The sequence below is a fragment of the Lacrimispora sp. genome, from assembly GCF_032078915.1.
Taxonomy (GTDB): Bacteria; Bacillota; Clostridia; order Lachnospirales; family Lachnospiraceae; genus Lacrimispora.
Map to the genome: position 1 here is coordinate 19,226 of NZ_DAMAUN010000034.1, position 15,933 is coordinate 35,158.

The 15,933-nt window shown below is 40.8% G+C and carries 14 protein-coding genes; 11 read left to right on the forward strand and 3 right to left on the reverse strand.

Going from position 1 to position 15,933, the window contains the following annotated elements; translation table 11 throughout:
* Window positions 1-10 precede the first annotated feature (10 nt).
* The 10 genes from RT269_RS14540 (at window position 11) to RT269_RS14585 (ending at window position 12,909) form a co-directional block, all read left to right on the forward strand.
* The gene (locus RT269_RS14540) at window positions 11-1,483 is read left to right on the forward strand and encodes an acetaldehyde dehydrogenase (acetylating) (RefSeq protein WP_313183655.1); all 1,473 of its coding nucleotides are present in this window, start codon (window positions 11-13) and stop codon (window positions 1,481-1,483) included.
* Between the two features lie 14 nt (window positions 1,484-1,497).
* A complete protein-coding gene (locus tag RT269_RS14545; RefSeq protein ID WP_313018724.1) occupies window positions 1,498-1,761 on the forward strand; it encodes a EutN/CcmL family microcompartment protein in 264 nt (87 codons plus the stop codon).
* An 18-nt stretch (window positions 1,762-1,779) separates the two neighbouring features.
* Window positions 1,780-2,898, forward strand: coding sequence for a 1-propanol dehydrogenase PduQ (locus tag RT269_RS14550; protein ID WP_313183611.1), 1,119 nt, complete (start codon window positions 1,780-1,782; stop codon window positions 2,896-2,898).
* Window positions 2,899-2,902: 4 nt separating this feature from the next.
* A complete protein-coding gene (locus tag RT269_RS14555; protein WP_313183612.1) occupies window positions 2,903-3,682 on the forward strand; it encodes an MIP/aquaporin family protein in 780 nt (259 codons plus the stop codon).
* Between the two features lie 20 nt (window positions 3,683-3,702).
* A complete protein-coding gene (locus RT269_RS14560) occupies window positions 3,703-6,231 on the forward strand; it encodes a glycyl radical protein (protein ID WP_313183614.1) in 2,529 nt (842 codons plus the stop codon).
* Between the two features lie 18 nt (window positions 6,232-6,249).
* A complete protein-coding gene (locus RT269_RS14565; RefSeq protein ID WP_313183615.1) occupies window positions 6,250-7,038 on the forward strand; it encodes a glycyl-radical enzyme activating protein in 789 nt (262 codons plus the stop codon).
* A 12-nt stretch (window positions 7,039-7,050) separates the two neighbouring features.
* Window positions 7,051-7,347, forward strand: coding sequence for a BMC domain-containing protein (locus RT269_RS14570; protein ID WP_313183616.1), 297 nt, complete (start codon window positions 7,051-7,053; stop codon window positions 7,345-7,347).
* Window positions 7,348-7,643: 296 nt separating this feature from the next.
* A complete protein-coding gene (locus tag RT269_RS14575) occupies window positions 7,644-9,332 on the forward strand; it encodes a TerB N-terminal domain-containing protein (RefSeq protein WP_313183617.1) in 1,689 nt (562 codons plus the stop codon).
* Between the two features lie 4 nt (window positions 9,333-9,336).
* A complete protein-coding gene (locus RT269_RS14580) occupies window positions 9,337-10,653 on the forward strand; it encodes an ATP-binding protein (RefSeq protein ID WP_313183618.1) in 1,317 nt (438 codons plus the stop codon).
* Window positions 10,654-10,659: 6 nt separating this feature from the next.
* Window positions 10,660-12,909 carry a DEAD/DEAH box helicase gene (locus RT269_RS14585; protein WP_313183619.1) on the forward strand — a complete coding sequence of 750 codons (2,250 nt, stop codon included), beginning with the start codon at window positions 10,660-10,662 and terminating at the stop codon, window positions 12,907-12,909.
* Window positions 12,910-13,613: 704 nt separating this feature from the next.
* Here RT269_RS14585 and RT269_RS14590 read toward each other — a convergent pair.
* The 3 genes from RT269_RS14590 to RT269_RS14600 all read right to left on the reverse strand — a co-directional run bounded on the left by RT269_RS14590 (window position 13,614) and on the right by RT269_RS14600 (window position 15,432).
* Window positions 13,614-13,856 (reverse strand): CsbD family protein, encoded by a 243-nt coding sequence (locus RT269_RS14590; protein WP_313183620.1) that lies wholly within the window; start codon window positions 13,854-13,856, stop codon window positions 13,614-13,616.
* A gap of 123 nt (window positions 13,857-13,979) precedes the next feature.
* Complete coding sequence (locus RT269_RS14595; protein ID WP_313183621.1) at window positions 13,980-14,228, reverse strand: GlsB/YeaQ/YmgE family stress response membrane protein; 249 nt, start codon at window positions 14,226-14,228, stop codon at window positions 13,980-13,982.
* Between the two features lie 583 nt (window positions 14,229-14,811).
* Window positions 14,812-15,432: a recombinase family protein gene (locus RT269_RS14600; protein ID WP_313183622.1), complete on the reverse strand. Its 621-nt coding sequence runs from the start codon at window positions 15,430-15,432 to the stop codon at window positions 14,812-14,814.
* A 144-nt stretch (window positions 15,433-15,576) separates the two neighbouring features.
* Between RT269_RS14600 and RT269_RS14605 the strand changes: the two genes are divergently transcribed.
* Complete coding sequence (locus RT269_RS14605; protein ID WP_313183623.1) at window positions 15,577-15,876, forward strand: hypothetical protein; 300 nt, start codon at window positions 15,577-15,579, stop codon at window positions 15,874-15,876.
* Window positions 15,877-15,933: the final 57 nt, after the last annotated feature.

Consider the following 15,933-nt stretch of genomic DNA (forward strand, 5'->3'; position numbering starts at 1 on the left):
ATCAGCCGTGATGGAATATGATAAGGACCTTCAAAGCATACAGGAGGTCAGAAACAAGGTGGCAAAGGCAAAAGAAGCGCAGTCGTCTTATCAGGAGTTTTCCCAGGAAAAAATGGATCAGGTTGTAAAGGCCATGATGGAAGCGGCACTTAAAAATGCTGAAATGCTTGCGAAAATGGCAAAAGAGGAAACTGGATATGGCAGATGGGAAGACAAGATCGTTAAAAACGTTTTTGCTGCCAAGTATGTTTATGAAGCAATGAAGGATCAGAAAGTAGTTGGAATCATCCGTGATGATAAAGAAATGAAAGTGATGGAAGTAGGCGTACCAATGGGAGTCATTGCCGGCCTGATTCCATCCACAAATCCTACTTCAACGGTTATTTTCAAATCTCTGATCGCCTTGAAAGCTGGAAATGCAATTGTATTTTCTCCTCATCCTTCAGCTTTGAACTGCATCAAAGAGACTATAAAAATTCTTCAGGATGCAAGTATATCAGCCGGAGCACCGGAGGGCTTAATCGAATGCATCAATGTCCCGACAGTAGATGGAACCAATGCTCTGATGAAGCATAAGGATATCGGTTTGATTTTAGCTACCGGCGGAGAAGCAATGGTAAAGGCTGCATACAGTTCAGGAACACCGGCTATAGGAGTAGGACCTGGAAACGGACCTGCATTTATAGAACGCAGCGCAGATGTGAAAAGGGCCGTAAGCCAGATATTGGAAAGTAAAACCTTTGACAATGGTGTGATTTGCGCATCTGAGCAGTCAGTCGTGGTAGAGGCTGATATGAAAGATGTGGTTGCAGAAGAAATGAAGCGTCAGGGCTTTTATTTCATGACAGGAGAACAGTCCGAAAAACTGGGAAGATTCCTTCTTCGCCCTAATATGACCATGAATCCGGTGATTGTCGGAAAAAGCGCTCAAGAGCTGGCGAGACTATCCGGTATTGATATACCGGGAGATGTAAAAGTTCTGGTTTCTTTCCAGGACACGGTTTCTCAAAAAAATCCATACAGCAGAGAAAAATTGACAACGGTTCTTGCATTTTACACGGAGCCGACATGGGAAAGCGCCTGCCAGCGTTGTCTGGAGATCTTAAACAATGAGGGAAAAGGGCATACCATGACGATTCATTCTCAGAATGAAGATATTATTCGTGAATTCGCGTTGAAGAAGAATGTGTCCCGTTTGCTGGTTAATACTCCTGCAACCCTTGGCGGTATCGGAGCTTCTACAAATCTTGTTCCGGCCCTGACATTGGGCTGTGGTGCAGTGGGAGGCAGTTCCACATCTGATAACGTTGGACCCATGAACCTGATTAATATACGCCGCATAGCTTATGGAGTGCGTTCCCTGGAGGAAATCAAAAAGGATATTTCTGCCTGTGGGTACGGGAAGACTGAGCAGGAGACTGTAACTTCTACATCAAATATAGTAGTTGATGACCTGGTGCGCCGAATAATGAACGGGATCTGAGAGGATGTGATAACATGCATTTGGCAAAAGTGATAGCCAAAGTAGTTGCCACTCAGAAGACAGCCAAACTGGTGGGAGGAAAGCTTTTAGTTATTAAATCAGTGGATGAGACAGGAAAGCTGATGGAAAGTGAAACTCCTTATGTGGCAATTGATGCGGTTGGTGCCGGCGTTGGAGACTGTGTTTTGGTTGACTGGGGCGGCAGCGTAGACAACGATATGAGCATGGTGGGCGATATGTCCATTGTGGGAATTGTTGATACCATTGAATTTGAATAAGGTAAGGCGGGTATCAAAATGAAAAAATTTCAGATTAAGCCGGCAGTATATTTCGGCGCCGGTTCCATACAGGTATTGGGTGAATTGGCTTATAAAAGCGCCCTGGTCATTACCGACCCGTTTATGGTTAAAAGTGGAAACATTAAGCCTGTTACCGAACAGTTAAGAACGGATGCGCAGATAACTGTTTTTGACCATATTTATCCTGACCCGGATACAGCATTGATTGCAGAAGGTACGGAGGTTTTTATAAAGACGGATCCTGATCTGATTATTGCTTGCGGTGGCGGATCCACCATTGATGCAGCAAAAAGTATTCTATACTGTAGTGGAAAAGTTGCAGAAAAAGAAAAAAACCGTATGTTTGTTGCAATACCTACAACAAGCGGAACCGGGTCAGAGGTAACTAATTTTTCTGTTATTACAATGGATCAGCGCAAAATTCCAGTGGTCGATGATGCTCTGCTCCCGGATATAGCAGTGTTGGATGGCGGCCTGACTAAAACAGTGCCCCCTGCCATTACTGCTGATACGGGGATGGATGTATTAACTCATGCTTTGGAAGCTTATGTTTCTACTGATGCAAGTAATTTCTCAGATGCCTTGGCAGAAAAAGCCGTGGAGCTTGTATTTGAATATCTTCCGACAGCAGTAAAGAGCGGCGATGATTTAGAGGCAAGAGGATTTCTGCATGATGCGTCTTGTATGGCGGGAATGGCATTTACCAATGCCTCCCTGGGAATCAATCATTCTCTGGCGCATGCGATTGGCGGAGTATTGCACGTTCCCCATGGAAGAGCCAATGCTATTTTGCTTCCAAGGGTTATAGGTTACAATGCAGCCGATCAAAGAGCAAGGGAAAGATATGGGACTCTGGCGTGGAGGCTTGGACTTTCTCCTAAAAATGCTGAAAACGGAGCTGAAGTATTGCAGGCGGCGGTAAGAATGCTGTCTGAAGCGATTAAAATTCCGGCTTCTTTCAAAGAAGCAGGTGTCAAAGAGACAGATTTTTATGACAATCTTGACCGGATGACAAGGGCTGCATTAGGAGATAACTGCACAAAGACAAATCCCCTCCAGCCATTAGCAGAAAATTTAAAGGATTTATACAAAAACAGCTATACAGGAGGAAAATAAGGGCATGAAGGGAAAAACACTGATTCCATGTTTGGCAGAGTTTTTGGGCACATTCATATTTGTTTCCATTGGATTTGCCTCTGTAGCAGTTATGGTGTTAAAAATGAGCGATGTTAGTTATCCTTTTATGGCAGTATGCTGGGGCGGGGCTATTACGATTGCAATCTATATTGTGGGAGGTGTGAGCGGCGCTCATTTAAATCCTGCAGTTACGGCAGCATTGGTTGTATGGGACGGATTTGACAAGAAAAAGGCTGTGTGTTACATAGCTGCGCAGATACTTGGCGCTTTCTGTGCTGCCGCAATTGTATACTATCTGTTTTCTTCCGGAATCAATGGAATGGAAGAAGGGAACGGCTGGGTAAGAGGAACTGCAGAAGGAACCGGAGCTATGGGGATCTTTGTAACAGGAGCAGCAGCCGGGGTATCAATGTTCAAAGCATTTATTAATGAAACAATCATTACAGCAATGCTGGTACTTACCATATATGCAGTTACAGACAAAGGAAATGTTTCTGCACCCGATACGGGAATCGGAGACATTGCCATTGGCGCCATCGTTGTTTTCTGTGGGATTGCCTTTGGCCCACTGACTGGATTTGCCATGAATCCTGCCAGAGATTTTGGCCCAAGGTTGTTTGTGATGGCTGCAGGCTGGGGAAAATACGCATTAGGCAGCAATTTTTATGGATTGATTGTTCCGATTTTTGGACCTTTTCTCGGAGGTATTTTAGGCGGAGGAATTTATAAAAAAGTCATGAAACCTTTGAGAGAAAAAATGTAGTGGAGATGGAGGAAAAGACCATGAAGCAGATATTAAACATTGGGCCAGTAGAAACAAGCCCAAGAATTCAAAACTTAATCGATGGATTATATAAGGCATTACCGGCAGTGGAAGCAGAGAGGGCTTTACTGATAACAAAGTCTTATAAAGAGACAGAAGCATTGCCGATGGTTCTTAGAAGAGCAAAAGCGCTGGAATATATTCTGGAAAATATGACCCTGGTGATCCGTGATGGTGAATTAATTGTAGGCAATCTCACGACTGCGCCGAGATCCACGCAGATTTTCCCGGAATTCTCTAACAAATGGCTTTTGGAAGAGTTTGATTCTCTTGCACAGCGTAAGGGTGATGTATTTACCATTACAGATGAAGTGAAAAATCGGTTGAAAGAGTGCTTTACATACTGGAATGGCCGTACTGTAAATGAATTGGCAACAGAATTAATGTATGATGATACAAAGACAGCTATGAATCACAATGTTTTTACTGTGGGAAATTATTATTTTAATGGTGTAGGCCATATCAGCGTTGATTATGGAAGGGTTTTAAAGTATGGTTTTTCAGGCATCATCAAAGATGCAGAGAAGGCATTGGAGAATCTGGATAAAGGCTGCCCTGACTCTATTGAGAAGACCCACTTCTTAAATGCGGTGATCATCACATCAAAAGCAGCTATTCGTTATGCGGAGCGTTTTGCAGACCTGGCAGGAAAGATGGCAGCAGAAGAAAAAGATATGAAGCGGGTTCAGGAATTGAGGGTGATTGCAGCAAACTGTAGGAAAGTTCCTGCTAATCCGGCGGACAATTTTTATGAGGCTTTACAATCCTTCTGGTTTGTTCAGGCAATCCTACAGATTGAATCCAATGGTCACTCCATTTCTCCTATGCGTTTTGACCAGTATATGTATTCATATTATAAGGCAGATATCGATAGCTTGAATTTGTCAAAGGAAAGAGCACAGGAACTTTTGGATTGTCTGTGGGTGAAGTTCAATGATGTTAACAAAGTCCGTGATACCGGATCCACCAAGGGCTTTGGCGGCTATCCCATGTTCCAGAACCTGATTGTAGGTGGACAGGATCAGGCAGGAATCGATGCAACCAACGAATTGTCTATTGCATGCATGGAAGCAACCCAGCATACCAAACTTCCGCAGCCATCTATTTCTATCCGTGTTTGGAACGGTTCTCCTCATGAGCTGTTAATCAAGGCTGCCGAAACTTCAAGACTGGGCCTTGGTATGCCTGCATATTACAATGACGAGGTAATTATTCCGGCACTGGTAAACCGGGGGCTTACTCTGGAGGATGCGAGGGATTATGGAATCATCGGCTGCGTGGAGCCACAGGTTGGCGGAAAAACGGAAGGCTGGCATGATGCAGCATTCTTTAATCTGGCAAAGGTTCTGGAACTGGTGGTTTACAATGGCTGCCTGGATGGGGTAAGAATTACGCCTGAAACCGGAGAATTCACTTCCTTTACAAGCTTTGGGCAGATTTTGGAGGCTTATCAGAAACAGATGCAATACTGTGTAAGATTCCTTACCAATGCAGATAATTCAGTTGATATGGCCCATGGTCAGAGAGCTCCCCTTCCATTTGTATCATCTATGGTAGACGATTGCATTGGAAAAGGAACGTCGATTCAGTGCGGTGGAGCCCATTACAACTTTACCGGACCTCAGGGCGTTGGTGTTGCAAATGTGGGCGATTCTCTGATGTGCATCAAGGAACTTGTATTTGATAAGAAAAAGTATACCCTTGCTCAGATCAAACAAGCCATGGAGGACAACTTCGGTGGAACATCTGTGGAAGCCGTGGATGCAGAGATTTTAAAGGAAGTAGTACGCCGTCTGACAGAAGGAGGAAAGAGCCTGACTCCGGACCAGATTACCCGTCTTGCAGAGATTACATCCCATGGAATAACAGGGAAGAAAGCTTCTGACGATTACAGCAGTATGCTGGAAGATATGGAAAATGTGCCGAAATTCGGAAATGATATTGAAGCAGCGGATGACTTGGCAAGACTTTCTGCACTGGTATATTGCCGTGAAGTGGAAAAGTACAAAAACGTCAGGGGAGGGCAATTCCAGCCAGGTTTATATCCGGTATCTGCCAATGTGCCAATGGGTGAACAGACTGGCGCAATGCCGGATGGAAGAAAGGCAGGAGAACCTTTGGCTGACGGTGTATCACCGGTATCTGGAAGGGACACCAATGGGCCGACAGCAGCAGCTAATTCGGTTGCACATTTAGACCATATGATCGTATCAAATGGAACATTGTTCAATCAGAAATTCCATCCTTCTGCACTTAGCGGAAGAGAAGGACTGGAAAAACTTTCTGCATTGGTACGAGGATTCTTTGATCAAAAAGGAATGCATGTACAGTATAATGTAGTGGGCCGTGAGACTTTGGTTGATGCACAAAAGAATCCGGATAAATATAAGAATCTGGTTGTCCGTGTGGCCGGCTACAGTGCTCATTTCATTTACCTTGATAAGAGCCTTCAGGATGACATTATTAATCGTACAGAGCAGGTATTCTAGGAGAGTGAGAGGCGAAACATGCAGGGAATATATGAGGCGAAAGGAATTGTTTCAGAAATTCAGAGATTTTCCGTTCACGATGGACCGGGCATCAGAACCCTCGTTTTTCTGAAGGGATGCCCTCTGCGATGTAAATGGTGCTGCAATCCGGAGAATCTGACCAGAGAACCGCAATATATGCTTGTTCAGGGAAAACAGAAGCTGATCGGGAGGGAAATGACGGTAGAGGAAGTCATGAGAGAGATCAGGAAAGACATGATTTACTATTACCGTTCCCATGGCGGCTTAACAATCTCCGGAGGGGAAGTTCTGATGCAGCCTCATTTTGCCAAATCTTTGTTGGAGGCATGCAAGTCTGAGGGGATTTCTACTGCCATTGAAACATCAGCGTTTGGAGAATATGAAGTAGTTGAACAGCTTCTTCCCTGGCTTGATGTGGCACTGTGTGATATGAAACACGCGGATGAGGAAAAGCATCTGAAATTTACGGGACAGTCAAACAGAGGAATACTGGAAAATATCAGGAGGATCGGCCTGGCAAAAATAGAACTGATCATTCGTGTACCGGTTGTTCCCGGATTCAATAATACGGAAAAGGAGATTGAAATGATCACCACCTACGCGGCCTCCATACAGGGCGTAAAGCGTCTTCATCTTCTGCCGTACCACCGATTAGGGGAGGCAAAATATGAAGGACTCGGAGAAGACTATTCCTTAAAGGGAATAGAACCCATGAAAAGTGAACAGATGGAAGTGCTGCTCAAAGTTGCCAAAAGGTCAGGTCTGGATTGCCAGATCGGTGGATAAGGGAGATTAGATATGATGTCTTTTACAATCATCAATCGTCCGTCAAAGAGCGTAATGACGTTACTTAAAAACAGGATTCATGATAAGGGAATAAAGGATTGGCTGGCAGATGGAAGCATTGAAGCAGTTGGGCTGATCCAGGGACCATTAGGCTCTATTATAGCAGCTATGGATGTTGCTGAAAAGACTGCAGACGTAGAAGTAGCAGAGATAAATGGAACTTGTCCCCAGCATATTGTCCTTGTTGCAATCATGGGTGATACGGCAGCTGTAAATGCGTCAATGGAGTCTGTAAAGCAGCTTTCATAAGCTGATAGTACGAATAACTCTCGGGTGAGGCAAAAGAAATAAAATGGTTCTTAGAGTGATGCTCTGAGAACCATTTTTAAGTTACCAGAAATGAATCAATGGTAAGAACATTTGTTTGCTTTATCCAAATTAATATGATATATTATCTATATAGGCCGCAATAAAAGAATTGTGATGAAGATGATGATCAATTAAGTTTGTTTCAGCTGTCAATGATTGAAAGGAATAGACTCTTAAGAGAGACTGATTATATCAAAAAAAGGAGGTAGCGGGTATTTCTCGTAATTAAAATGCGTATGAACAATAATGACAAGAAATATAAATCTGTTAAAATACCGGGCCAAATTTCTTTTTTTGAAGAAAAGGAAAATCAATTAAAAAAGTTTCTACAAAGTGTCACTTCTGTTTCCTCTGAAGATGAGGTTTTTGCTGAGATTGAAATTGACGGAGGAACAAACAGTAATCAGGCATTTTCTATACCTCAGGCACAAGTAGTAAATCCTGTCGTTGATGAGAATCGTAAGATATTTAATGAAATGAGACAAATAGCAAGAGATATCCAGATTCCTTTTAAATTCAATTCTCATTTTTATGACAAACAAACACGGATTAACAATTCTAAAGTATTCTATAAACAAGCTGTTTTTATGAAGGATTACGAGGATAATTACAATGGTTATGTAGAGTTTTTAAACTACTTTCCTTATTACCAGCAAATGAGTTATGCGCAGCTCAGAACATATTTTACGTGGCGGACTGATGTAAGAAAAGGTAATGTCACAAACGTTTCATTATCATATGCCTTTGTTTATATTTATGAGCTGATTCATAATATCGGAGTGGTTGATTCTCAGGAAGGCCTTGATAAGCTTATGTTTTTTTGGAGAGCTTTCAAGCGTTTTAACTCTTCGATTGATAAATATGTGATTAAATGGATAAAGGATTATCATATTTATTATGACCTCCCCAAGCCATTTAAGGAATTTGTCTGTGAAAATAATCTGCAAGCATATTATGCCAAAGTATTCATGTACGAAACAGACATGAACGACAACTTTGATTTATTTTGCAATATTTCAAAGTATGATATCAGAAAATCAGTTTTTTTTACCGACGATACAAAAGGGCAGCTCAGAGATTGTTTTTGTACAGTAATCCATAAAATTAGAATTATTTTTAATAGAGCTGGTATCATTTTTGACGATTTGATTTTTTATCCGACAAATAAGATGTCTGTATGGACGCCTTTTAAGGATGCATTGTTTTATTCAGCGATTAAGATACCGGATAAGAAAGTTGTGTTTTCCGATAAAGAAATATATATATGTTCTAAAAACAATTGGTCTTTTAGCTCCACGCTGGCTATGAATAGCGGCCGGCAGCTCATTGGCTATATTATGAAACAAACAGAATCCGAGTTACGAAAAGTTACAAAATTCAGACACAAGCTGTCTGCTGATATTAATGCGGTTGACAGAGAGTTTATAAAAAAGCTTGAATCTGTGGGCCTTTCCCTTAAAAATATTATTCACGAAGCGGTGAATGAGTATTACAAAGAAGCGACAAAAGTTGTTGTATCCGTGGATGAAACTTCTCTTCATAAAATAAGACTGGAAGCTGATAATACTCAGGAAAAACTAGTTGTTCCGGATACTGAGCCTATGATATATTTTGAATCAAGCACAGTAGAGGCCAGTCCTGTTATATCTCAAACTGTTTTTGCCGATGCCTCTGCAGCAATTGAAGACGATTGGACAAGTCTTTTTAATATACTCGGGGAAACAGAAGTGAATGCGCTTAAATTAATCCTTCAAGGGGATACAAATCTGAAACATTTTGCAGATGCCAACGGAGTTATGCTGGAAGTGCTGGCTGACAGTATTAATGAAAAGGCGATTGACACAATTGGTGATAACATTCTTGAACTTGACGATTATTTAACTATATATGAAGAATATATAACTAAAATTAAGGAAATGGTGTAATGTTATGGAAAATAAATTGCCGTTGAGGATAGCCAATATACTAATAAATGCATTAAAGGGCGGTGTCGTTCCCCGCGTAGGACTTGAATACATCACGGTAGGACGAACACAGGAAATCGCAGCGATTTTACATGATATTGAAATGATTGAGGATGGAAGTGCTTCTTTTCGGTTTATTGTTGGTAAGTATGGCAGCGGTAAGAGTTTTTTACTTCAAACCATACGCAATTATGCGACTGCAAAAGGCTTTGCTGTGGTTGATGCTGACCTTTCACCTGAACGGCGGTTTGCGGGAACTAAAGGGCAGGGACTTGCAACATACAAAGAACTGATCCAAAATCTTTCAACGAAATCAAAGCCGGATGGTGGTGCACTGCCGTTGATTTTGGAAAAATGGATCTCAGGCATACAAGCGTCTATAAGAGCACAGTCCGAAGCAGAAGGCGAAGAGTTCAATCGATTAGTTGAAAAACAGATATATGCCGTAGCTGGTTCTCTTGAGGGTATGGTTAACGGTTTTGAGTTCGCCAAGGCAATTGCTGCTTACTGGAGAGCCTACCAACAAGATGATGCCGCAATGAAATCAAATGTACTGAAGTGGTTTCGCGGTGAATATACATCCCGCAAAGAGGCAAAGGCAGATTTGGATATTAATTTCATTGTTACAGATGAAACATGGTATGATTTTTTGAAAATATTTGCTATTTTTTTAGTAAACGCCGGATATAAGGGGTTATTGGTTTTCATTGATGAACTTGTCAATATCTTTAAGATTCCAAACTCCATCACAAGACAAAACAATTATGAAAAAATTCTGACCATGTATAACGACGTGTTACAGGGCAAAGCAAAGCATATTGGATTTTTAATCGGCGGTACACCTCAGTGTATTGAAGATAAATACAAAGGTTTGTTCAGTTATGAAGCACTTCGGTCTCGCCTTGCAGAAGGACATTTTGCCACTGACGAGATAAAGGACTTAACAGCTCCCATTATCAGGCTGCAAATGCTTACACAAGAAGAGGTGTATGTTCTCGTTGAAAAACTGCGGGACATTCATGCACAGCTATACAACTATACACCTACGATGAGTCACGAGGATTTACTGTACTTTCTGACGGTGGAATATAATCGTGTTGGTGCAGGCACACATATCACTCCGAGAGAAATCATCCGCGATTTCATCGAACTTGTCAATATTCTGCATCAGAACCCAAAGAGAAGTGTGTCTGATATTTTAGGCAGCAACAGCTTTGAGATGGCCAAGGGTGGTCTGTCCGATGAAACGATACACAGTGATTTTTTAGATTTTGAGGTGTAAACTAAGATGGATGTATTTAACAGACTTGCTCCTTTCATACAGGATTTCATATATCAGAACAAATGGGAGGAATTACGTGGAATTCAGGTTGCCTCTTGCGAGGTCATTTGGGACAGTGATGACAATTTACTGCTTTCCTCTGGTACAGCCTCTGGAAAAACCGAAGCGGCTTTTTTGCCTGTGCTTACGGAGCTGTATGAGAAGCCTTCCCGTTCGGTAGGCGTAATGTATATTTCGCCGCTGAAAGCTCTTATTAACGACCAGTTCAAACGTCTTGAGCAGTTACTTGTTGATTCACATATTCCTGTCTGCAAATGGCACGGTGACGCATCACAAACCAAGAAAAATGAGTTGATCAAGCATCCAGAAGGGATTATCCAAATTACCCCGGAATCACTTGAAAGCCTTCTGACCAATAAGCGTGGCGCCTGCCTCCAAATGTTCTCTGATTTGCGATTTGTCATTATTGATGAAGTACATCAGTTTATGCGCGATTCCCGGGGTGTTCAGCTGTTGTGCATCTTAGAACGTCTTCAAAAGCTGACTGGCGTAAATCCAAGGCGTATCGGCCTTTCGGCAACGCTGGGTGATGTGTCTTTCGCGCAGAATTGGCTAAATACAGGAACCGGTCGTAGCTGTGCCGCTCCTATAACGGAAGATGGAAAGAAGCGTATCAAACTTCATGTGGAACGTTTTGTTAACCTGCACGATGAGCGTGATATCGCTGACAACGACGCAAGCGATAACAAGGCTGCAACAGGCGGGAATATGGGTGATCGTGAGCATTATGAATATTTATTTAAGATGACACTTGATAAAAAGACTATCATTTTTACAAACAGCCGGGAAGAAACCGAACTTGTTATGGCGAATCTTCGTGAAATTGCGTTACAAAAAAAAGCGCCCGATGTTTACCGGGTTCATCACGGAAATGTTTCTGCGTTACTTCGCGAAAACACAGAGGATGAGATGAAATCAAGTGATGATAAAATTGTCACCGGTGCAACCGTTACATTGGAGTTGGGTATTGACATTGGTTCGCTCGATCAGGCAGTACAGGTCGGCGCTCCGCTCAGCGTTTCCAGCTTTGCACAGCGGCTTGGCAGATGTGGACGCCGAGGTCAGGTTCCACAACTGCTATTCACCTTTGTTGAAGATATCCGAATCAATCCAGCTGATACACTGGGGCCTATCAATTGGGAATTTATCCGAACGATTGCTATTATTGAGCTGTATATTAAGGACCATTGGATAGAACCAATTTATCCCCATCATCATGCCTATAACCTTCTGTATCATCAAACGATGAGCCACTTAAAAAGTAGTGGTGAACTTTCCCCTGCAGCTCTTGCACAGGTTATCCTTACTTTGGGTTGTTTTAGCCATATTTCCCAGGAGGATTATAAACAGTTATTGACTCATCTTATTAATATTGAGCAATTACAGCGAACAGAACATGGGGGCTTGATGATCGGCAGAGAAGGAGAAAAAATTGTAAATAGTCATCATTTTCTCACGGTTTTCCTTGCACCAGAATATTTGCTTGTTAAAGATGAAAACCGTACAATCGGTACTGTTGATAAGATTTATCCTGTTGGTACTCGTTTTGCATTGGCGGGCATGACATGGGAAACGGTTGATGTCAATACAAAATCAAAGGTTATATTTGTTAAAAAAGTACCAGGTATTTCAGTCGTTGACTGGGACGTGGATTTCGATGCGGAGCTGCATACTGTTTTAGTAAAAAAGATCCGCAGCATTCTTCAAGGTGATTTGTCGTATCCGTACCTTAGTGAAAGGTGCCGTGAACGATTAACGGAAATACAATACATTGCCCGGAATAGCGGTATTTTAGAAAATCTGGTTACCCCTCTTTCCGATATAAAATACGCAGTGTTCCCTTGGGTGGGGACACGACAGCTATTAACTCTTCATTATGCGTTGTTGAAAAGGAAAATAAGAAGTAAACATCCTTGGATTACTTGTGTCTATTTAGAGGTAAATTTTACTGGTGCGAAAGAAGAATTGGAACATATTATTTCCGATATCTTAAAATCTGATTTAGATTTATATGAGCTTCCTTTACCTGAGAAAGTGCAGATCGACGGTAAATATAACGAGTTTATTCCTTTTAACTTGCTACGCAAGCAATTTATTGAGGACTATTTGGATTTTGAAGGGTTAAAAGAGGCACTTGAGTACAGGGGATCTGTATTAATGGGGAACAATGAAACGAGACAGGGATTTGTAAAATAGCGGATGGTTCGCTTTGCTTTAAAATTATTTTAGTACAAATAATCTGTTAGGGAATTATCACTTATGATAGATGTTTTTTACACATACTGAAAGCCCAAGAGAACTGATTGACATATTTTATACATTCGGAATTAAGAGAATTCGCAGAATTGATAGCGAAATGAAACAAGTAACACTTAAAATTGTTTAATGGAATGATAGAGAAGTTGGCAACTGCGAATAAATTTAGATTGTATTTTGTACTATCTGAAAATTCTGTATAATTCAAATTTATAAATTCTAACATGAAGCCTTCAAGGCCAGACCATGCTCTCCCGGCATCAGTATCACGGTATCGAGGAATGAGGAAACTGTGGCAGAGCTAGAACTAACAGAATGACCAATATATAGTAATGTTATCATTTAAGACAATAATTCGGTCTATTGAGGAATGAATAATGCGAGGAGTTTCCTTTGGGTGCCGTTTTCAAAGATTTCATCAAAAGAAGATAAGAGGCCCCATGCATCAATCGGATTGATTGGTCGAGGAAGAGGAGTATGCTTATTAATTAGCGTCTGAGAGAGTCACATTAAAAGCAGAATATAAAAGACCGACTATTAGTTTTACGCCGATAGTCGGTCTTTCGCTGTCTGTTCCGTCAGTTTTGTTTAAAACATTAGATTTAATTGAAGAAAAAGCAAGGTTAAAGTATCAAAACAAGTACTTACTTATTTTTTTTCTTCACCGAATCAATTAAATCATTTGCCTTTTCAGCAATTGCTTCTTTGATATCCTTGCTGAATTGTACGGATTTTTCCTTAGTCTCTTCAACTTTTTCTCTAGTTTCGCCGGTAAGCTTTTGCAATTTACCATCCAGCTCCATTTGTTCAGAGTCTATTGCTTTTCCAATATTTTCCTTCACAGTACCTACAACTTTATCCGTTTTACTTCTAATAGAATCATTCATAAATTACGCCTCCTTTATTTAGCTAATCTTTCCACAAACCTATTAAAATATAAGCTACTTTTTATGTCAACATATTTTGCCATTCAATTTTACTTCAAAGACAATAAAAAATAGCTGTTTATTTTATTTGTTAACTTTATTAAATATCCATAAAACAATTAATGAGCCTATAAAGGCAACTAAAAGACTCCAAAGATTAAATCCGGAAATGCCTTCACCGCCTAGAAAACTCATTATGAATCCGCCGATAAGACCTCCAATAATACCCACTCCAATATTTGCGAGTGCACCCATTTTTCTATCGTTTCCGGTAACCATACTTGCAAGCCAACCAGCGATAGCGCCAATGATAATCCAACCGATAATTCCCATAATAATCTCCCAACTTAATTCATTTTCTAAATATAACATATATTATCATATAATGTCAATATATTTTAAAAAATAAAATATATTTTCTGTATTTTATAACATCTAATTTATGTCAAGATGAAAATGTCTTCATTTGTTTTATTAACCTACCTCTTTAAATGCAGCGCGGAATTCTGATGAACTAATATTTTTAAAAGTGGGTATCCGTTATCCGGACCCGCCTTTTTGATAGTGGTAGTGTGCTAATATGCGATGATATTTATTCAAACGACCATAACCCATTGACGGCTCAAGATATAGATAATAAGCCTGAATCCAAATCGAACACCACCGAAAACCACATAACACCTATACTCATTTACTTGATCACCATCATAACACTTAAAATCAGTATGGATTATTTTTAGCTCAGTTATCGTCTGTAAAATCCCGTCCTCGCCCCAAAATTTAAAAAGTAGCGGTCGCGGAGGGTGGCCGGGAGCATACAAAGCCATGCAAGCAACGGGGTATGTATTGCCTCTGATTAAAACGCTATCAATTTTCCTTACATTTGTCCCGATTCCAAATACTCCCATATAGATGCCTATCTATCATAGTATTGTTCAAACCACTTGGGCTGTTTTTGATTGCTTATTTCTTTTTTAGTCTCAAGGTTCCGATAAAATCCGCAGCTTGTATGGTCAGTTCCGCGTCCTTCTTTATCTCTAAGGTAATGGGGACACCTGTTAATGTCTTCCTCAAGCCCACGTATTCCTAACATATAAATCACCTCATATTTTTCTGTATTAAATCCATATGTTCTTTTATAAATTTCTTGGTTATGTTCCAGCATAGCTCTAGCAGAAAGAAAATCTTTTCCTGAAATAATCACCTCATAAATACCATCACAACATAAATCCCCTAATGTAACTTTTCCGGCATAAGTTTGATTTGTCAGAAGGCGTCGGACAGCAGTGCTGTTACAATTGCAATTACCATTTGTCTTTTCCATACATCTAAAGATATGTCCAATGGATTTCCCAGCAAGGAAGAGACGGAAAACTTCACGCACAATTTCATCTTCATATGGGTTTATGATTAGATTGTTTGTTCCAGGATCAAAGCTATACCTGAGAGGCGGGAAGCCGGTATTTTCTCCGATTTTAAACTCGGTGCTTCCTATAGCGCTTAAATTGCTATTTGCAGTGGTTTCTTTTGAAATCATTAGAAGAAGCAAAGACATTTATGGAAAGTATTAGCGCTAAAGAAAAAAGTATTTTTAAACCTAACTTTCATCTAACCTTCATCCATGTATACTCAAGATGTAGCCGAGAAACAAAAAAACAAAAAGTTTATGGAGGTATTAAAAATGAAATTAAAGAAAACTATGATTCTAGCTTTTGCAATGGCTTTAGTCGCAACCACAGGAGTGAGCGCATATGCAGCCAGCCACGAACTTAAGGGAACAGTAAGCAGTATCATTGCTGATATCCAAACCTATGCCGAAGGTGAAATGCCGGGTATTCCCGCATATGCCGTCACGTTGAGCAAAGAATTCGTAGACATAACCGTATCTGCTGACGCAAATCTGAAAGTCTATGATGAAGATGAGGCGCCATCGATACCGGACGGAGCTGAACTTTTGAAAAAAGTGGTTGTTGAAGAATAACCGAACAAATGGTAAAATTATCTCAAAGCCGCACAGATATTGTGCGGTTTTGAGGCA

Bases quoted from the DNA above. Each gene is read 5' to 3' on its own strand.
- RT269_RS14605 (WP_313183623.1), top strand. From the start codon at position 15,577: ATGAAATTAAAGAAAACTATGATTCTAGCTTTTGCAATGGCTTTAGTC.
- RT269_RS14550 (WP_313183611.1), top strand. From the start codon at position 1,780: ATGAAAAAATTTCAGATTAAGCCGGCAGTATATTTCGGCGCCGGTTCC.
- RT269_RS14575 (WP_313183617.1), top strand. From the start codon at position 7,644: ATGAACAATAATGACAAGAAATATAAATCTGTTAAAATACCGGGCCAA.
- RT269_RS14570 (WP_313183616.1), top strand. From the start codon at position 7,051: ATGATGTCTTTTACAATCATCAATCGTCCGTCAAAGAGCGTAATGACG.
- RT269_RS14540 (WP_313183655.1), top strand. From the start codon at position 11: ATGGAATATGATAAGGACCTTCAAAGCATACAGGAGGTCAGAAACAAG.
- RT269_RS14585 (WP_313183619.1), top strand. From the start codon at position 10,660: ATGGATGTATTTAACAGACTTGCTCCTTTCATACAGGATTTCATATAT.
- RT269_RS14555 (WP_313183612.1), top strand. From the start codon at position 2,903: ATGAAGGGAAAAACACTGATTCCATGTTTGGCAGAGTTTTTGGGCACA.
- RT269_RS14560 (WP_313183614.1), top strand. From the start codon at position 3,703: ATGAAGCAGATATTAAACATTGGGCCAGTAGAAACAAGCCCAAGAATT.
- RT269_RS14600 (WP_313183622.1), bottom strand. From the start codon at position 15,432: ATGATTTCAAAAGAAACCACTGCAAATAGCAATTTAAGCGCTATAGGA.
- RT269_RS14595 (WP_313183621.1), bottom strand. From the start codon at position 14,228: ATGGGAATTATCGGTTGGATTATCATTGGCGCTATCGCTGGTTGGCTT.
- RT269_RS14590 (WP_313183620.1), bottom strand. From the start codon at position 13,856: ATGAATGATTCTATTAGAAGTAAAACGGATAAAGTTGTAGGTACTGTG.
- RT269_RS14580 (WP_313183618.1), top strand. From the start codon at position 9,337: ATGGAAAATAAATTGCCGTTGAGGATAGCCAATATACTAATAAATGCA.
- RT269_RS14545 (WP_313018724.1), top strand. From the start codon at position 1,498: ATGCATTTGGCAAAAGTGATAGCCAAAGTAGTTGCCACTCAGAAGACA.
- RT269_RS14565 (WP_313183615.1), top strand. From the start codon at position 6,250: ATGCAGGGAATATATGAGGCGAAAGGAATTGTTTCAGAAATTCAGAGA.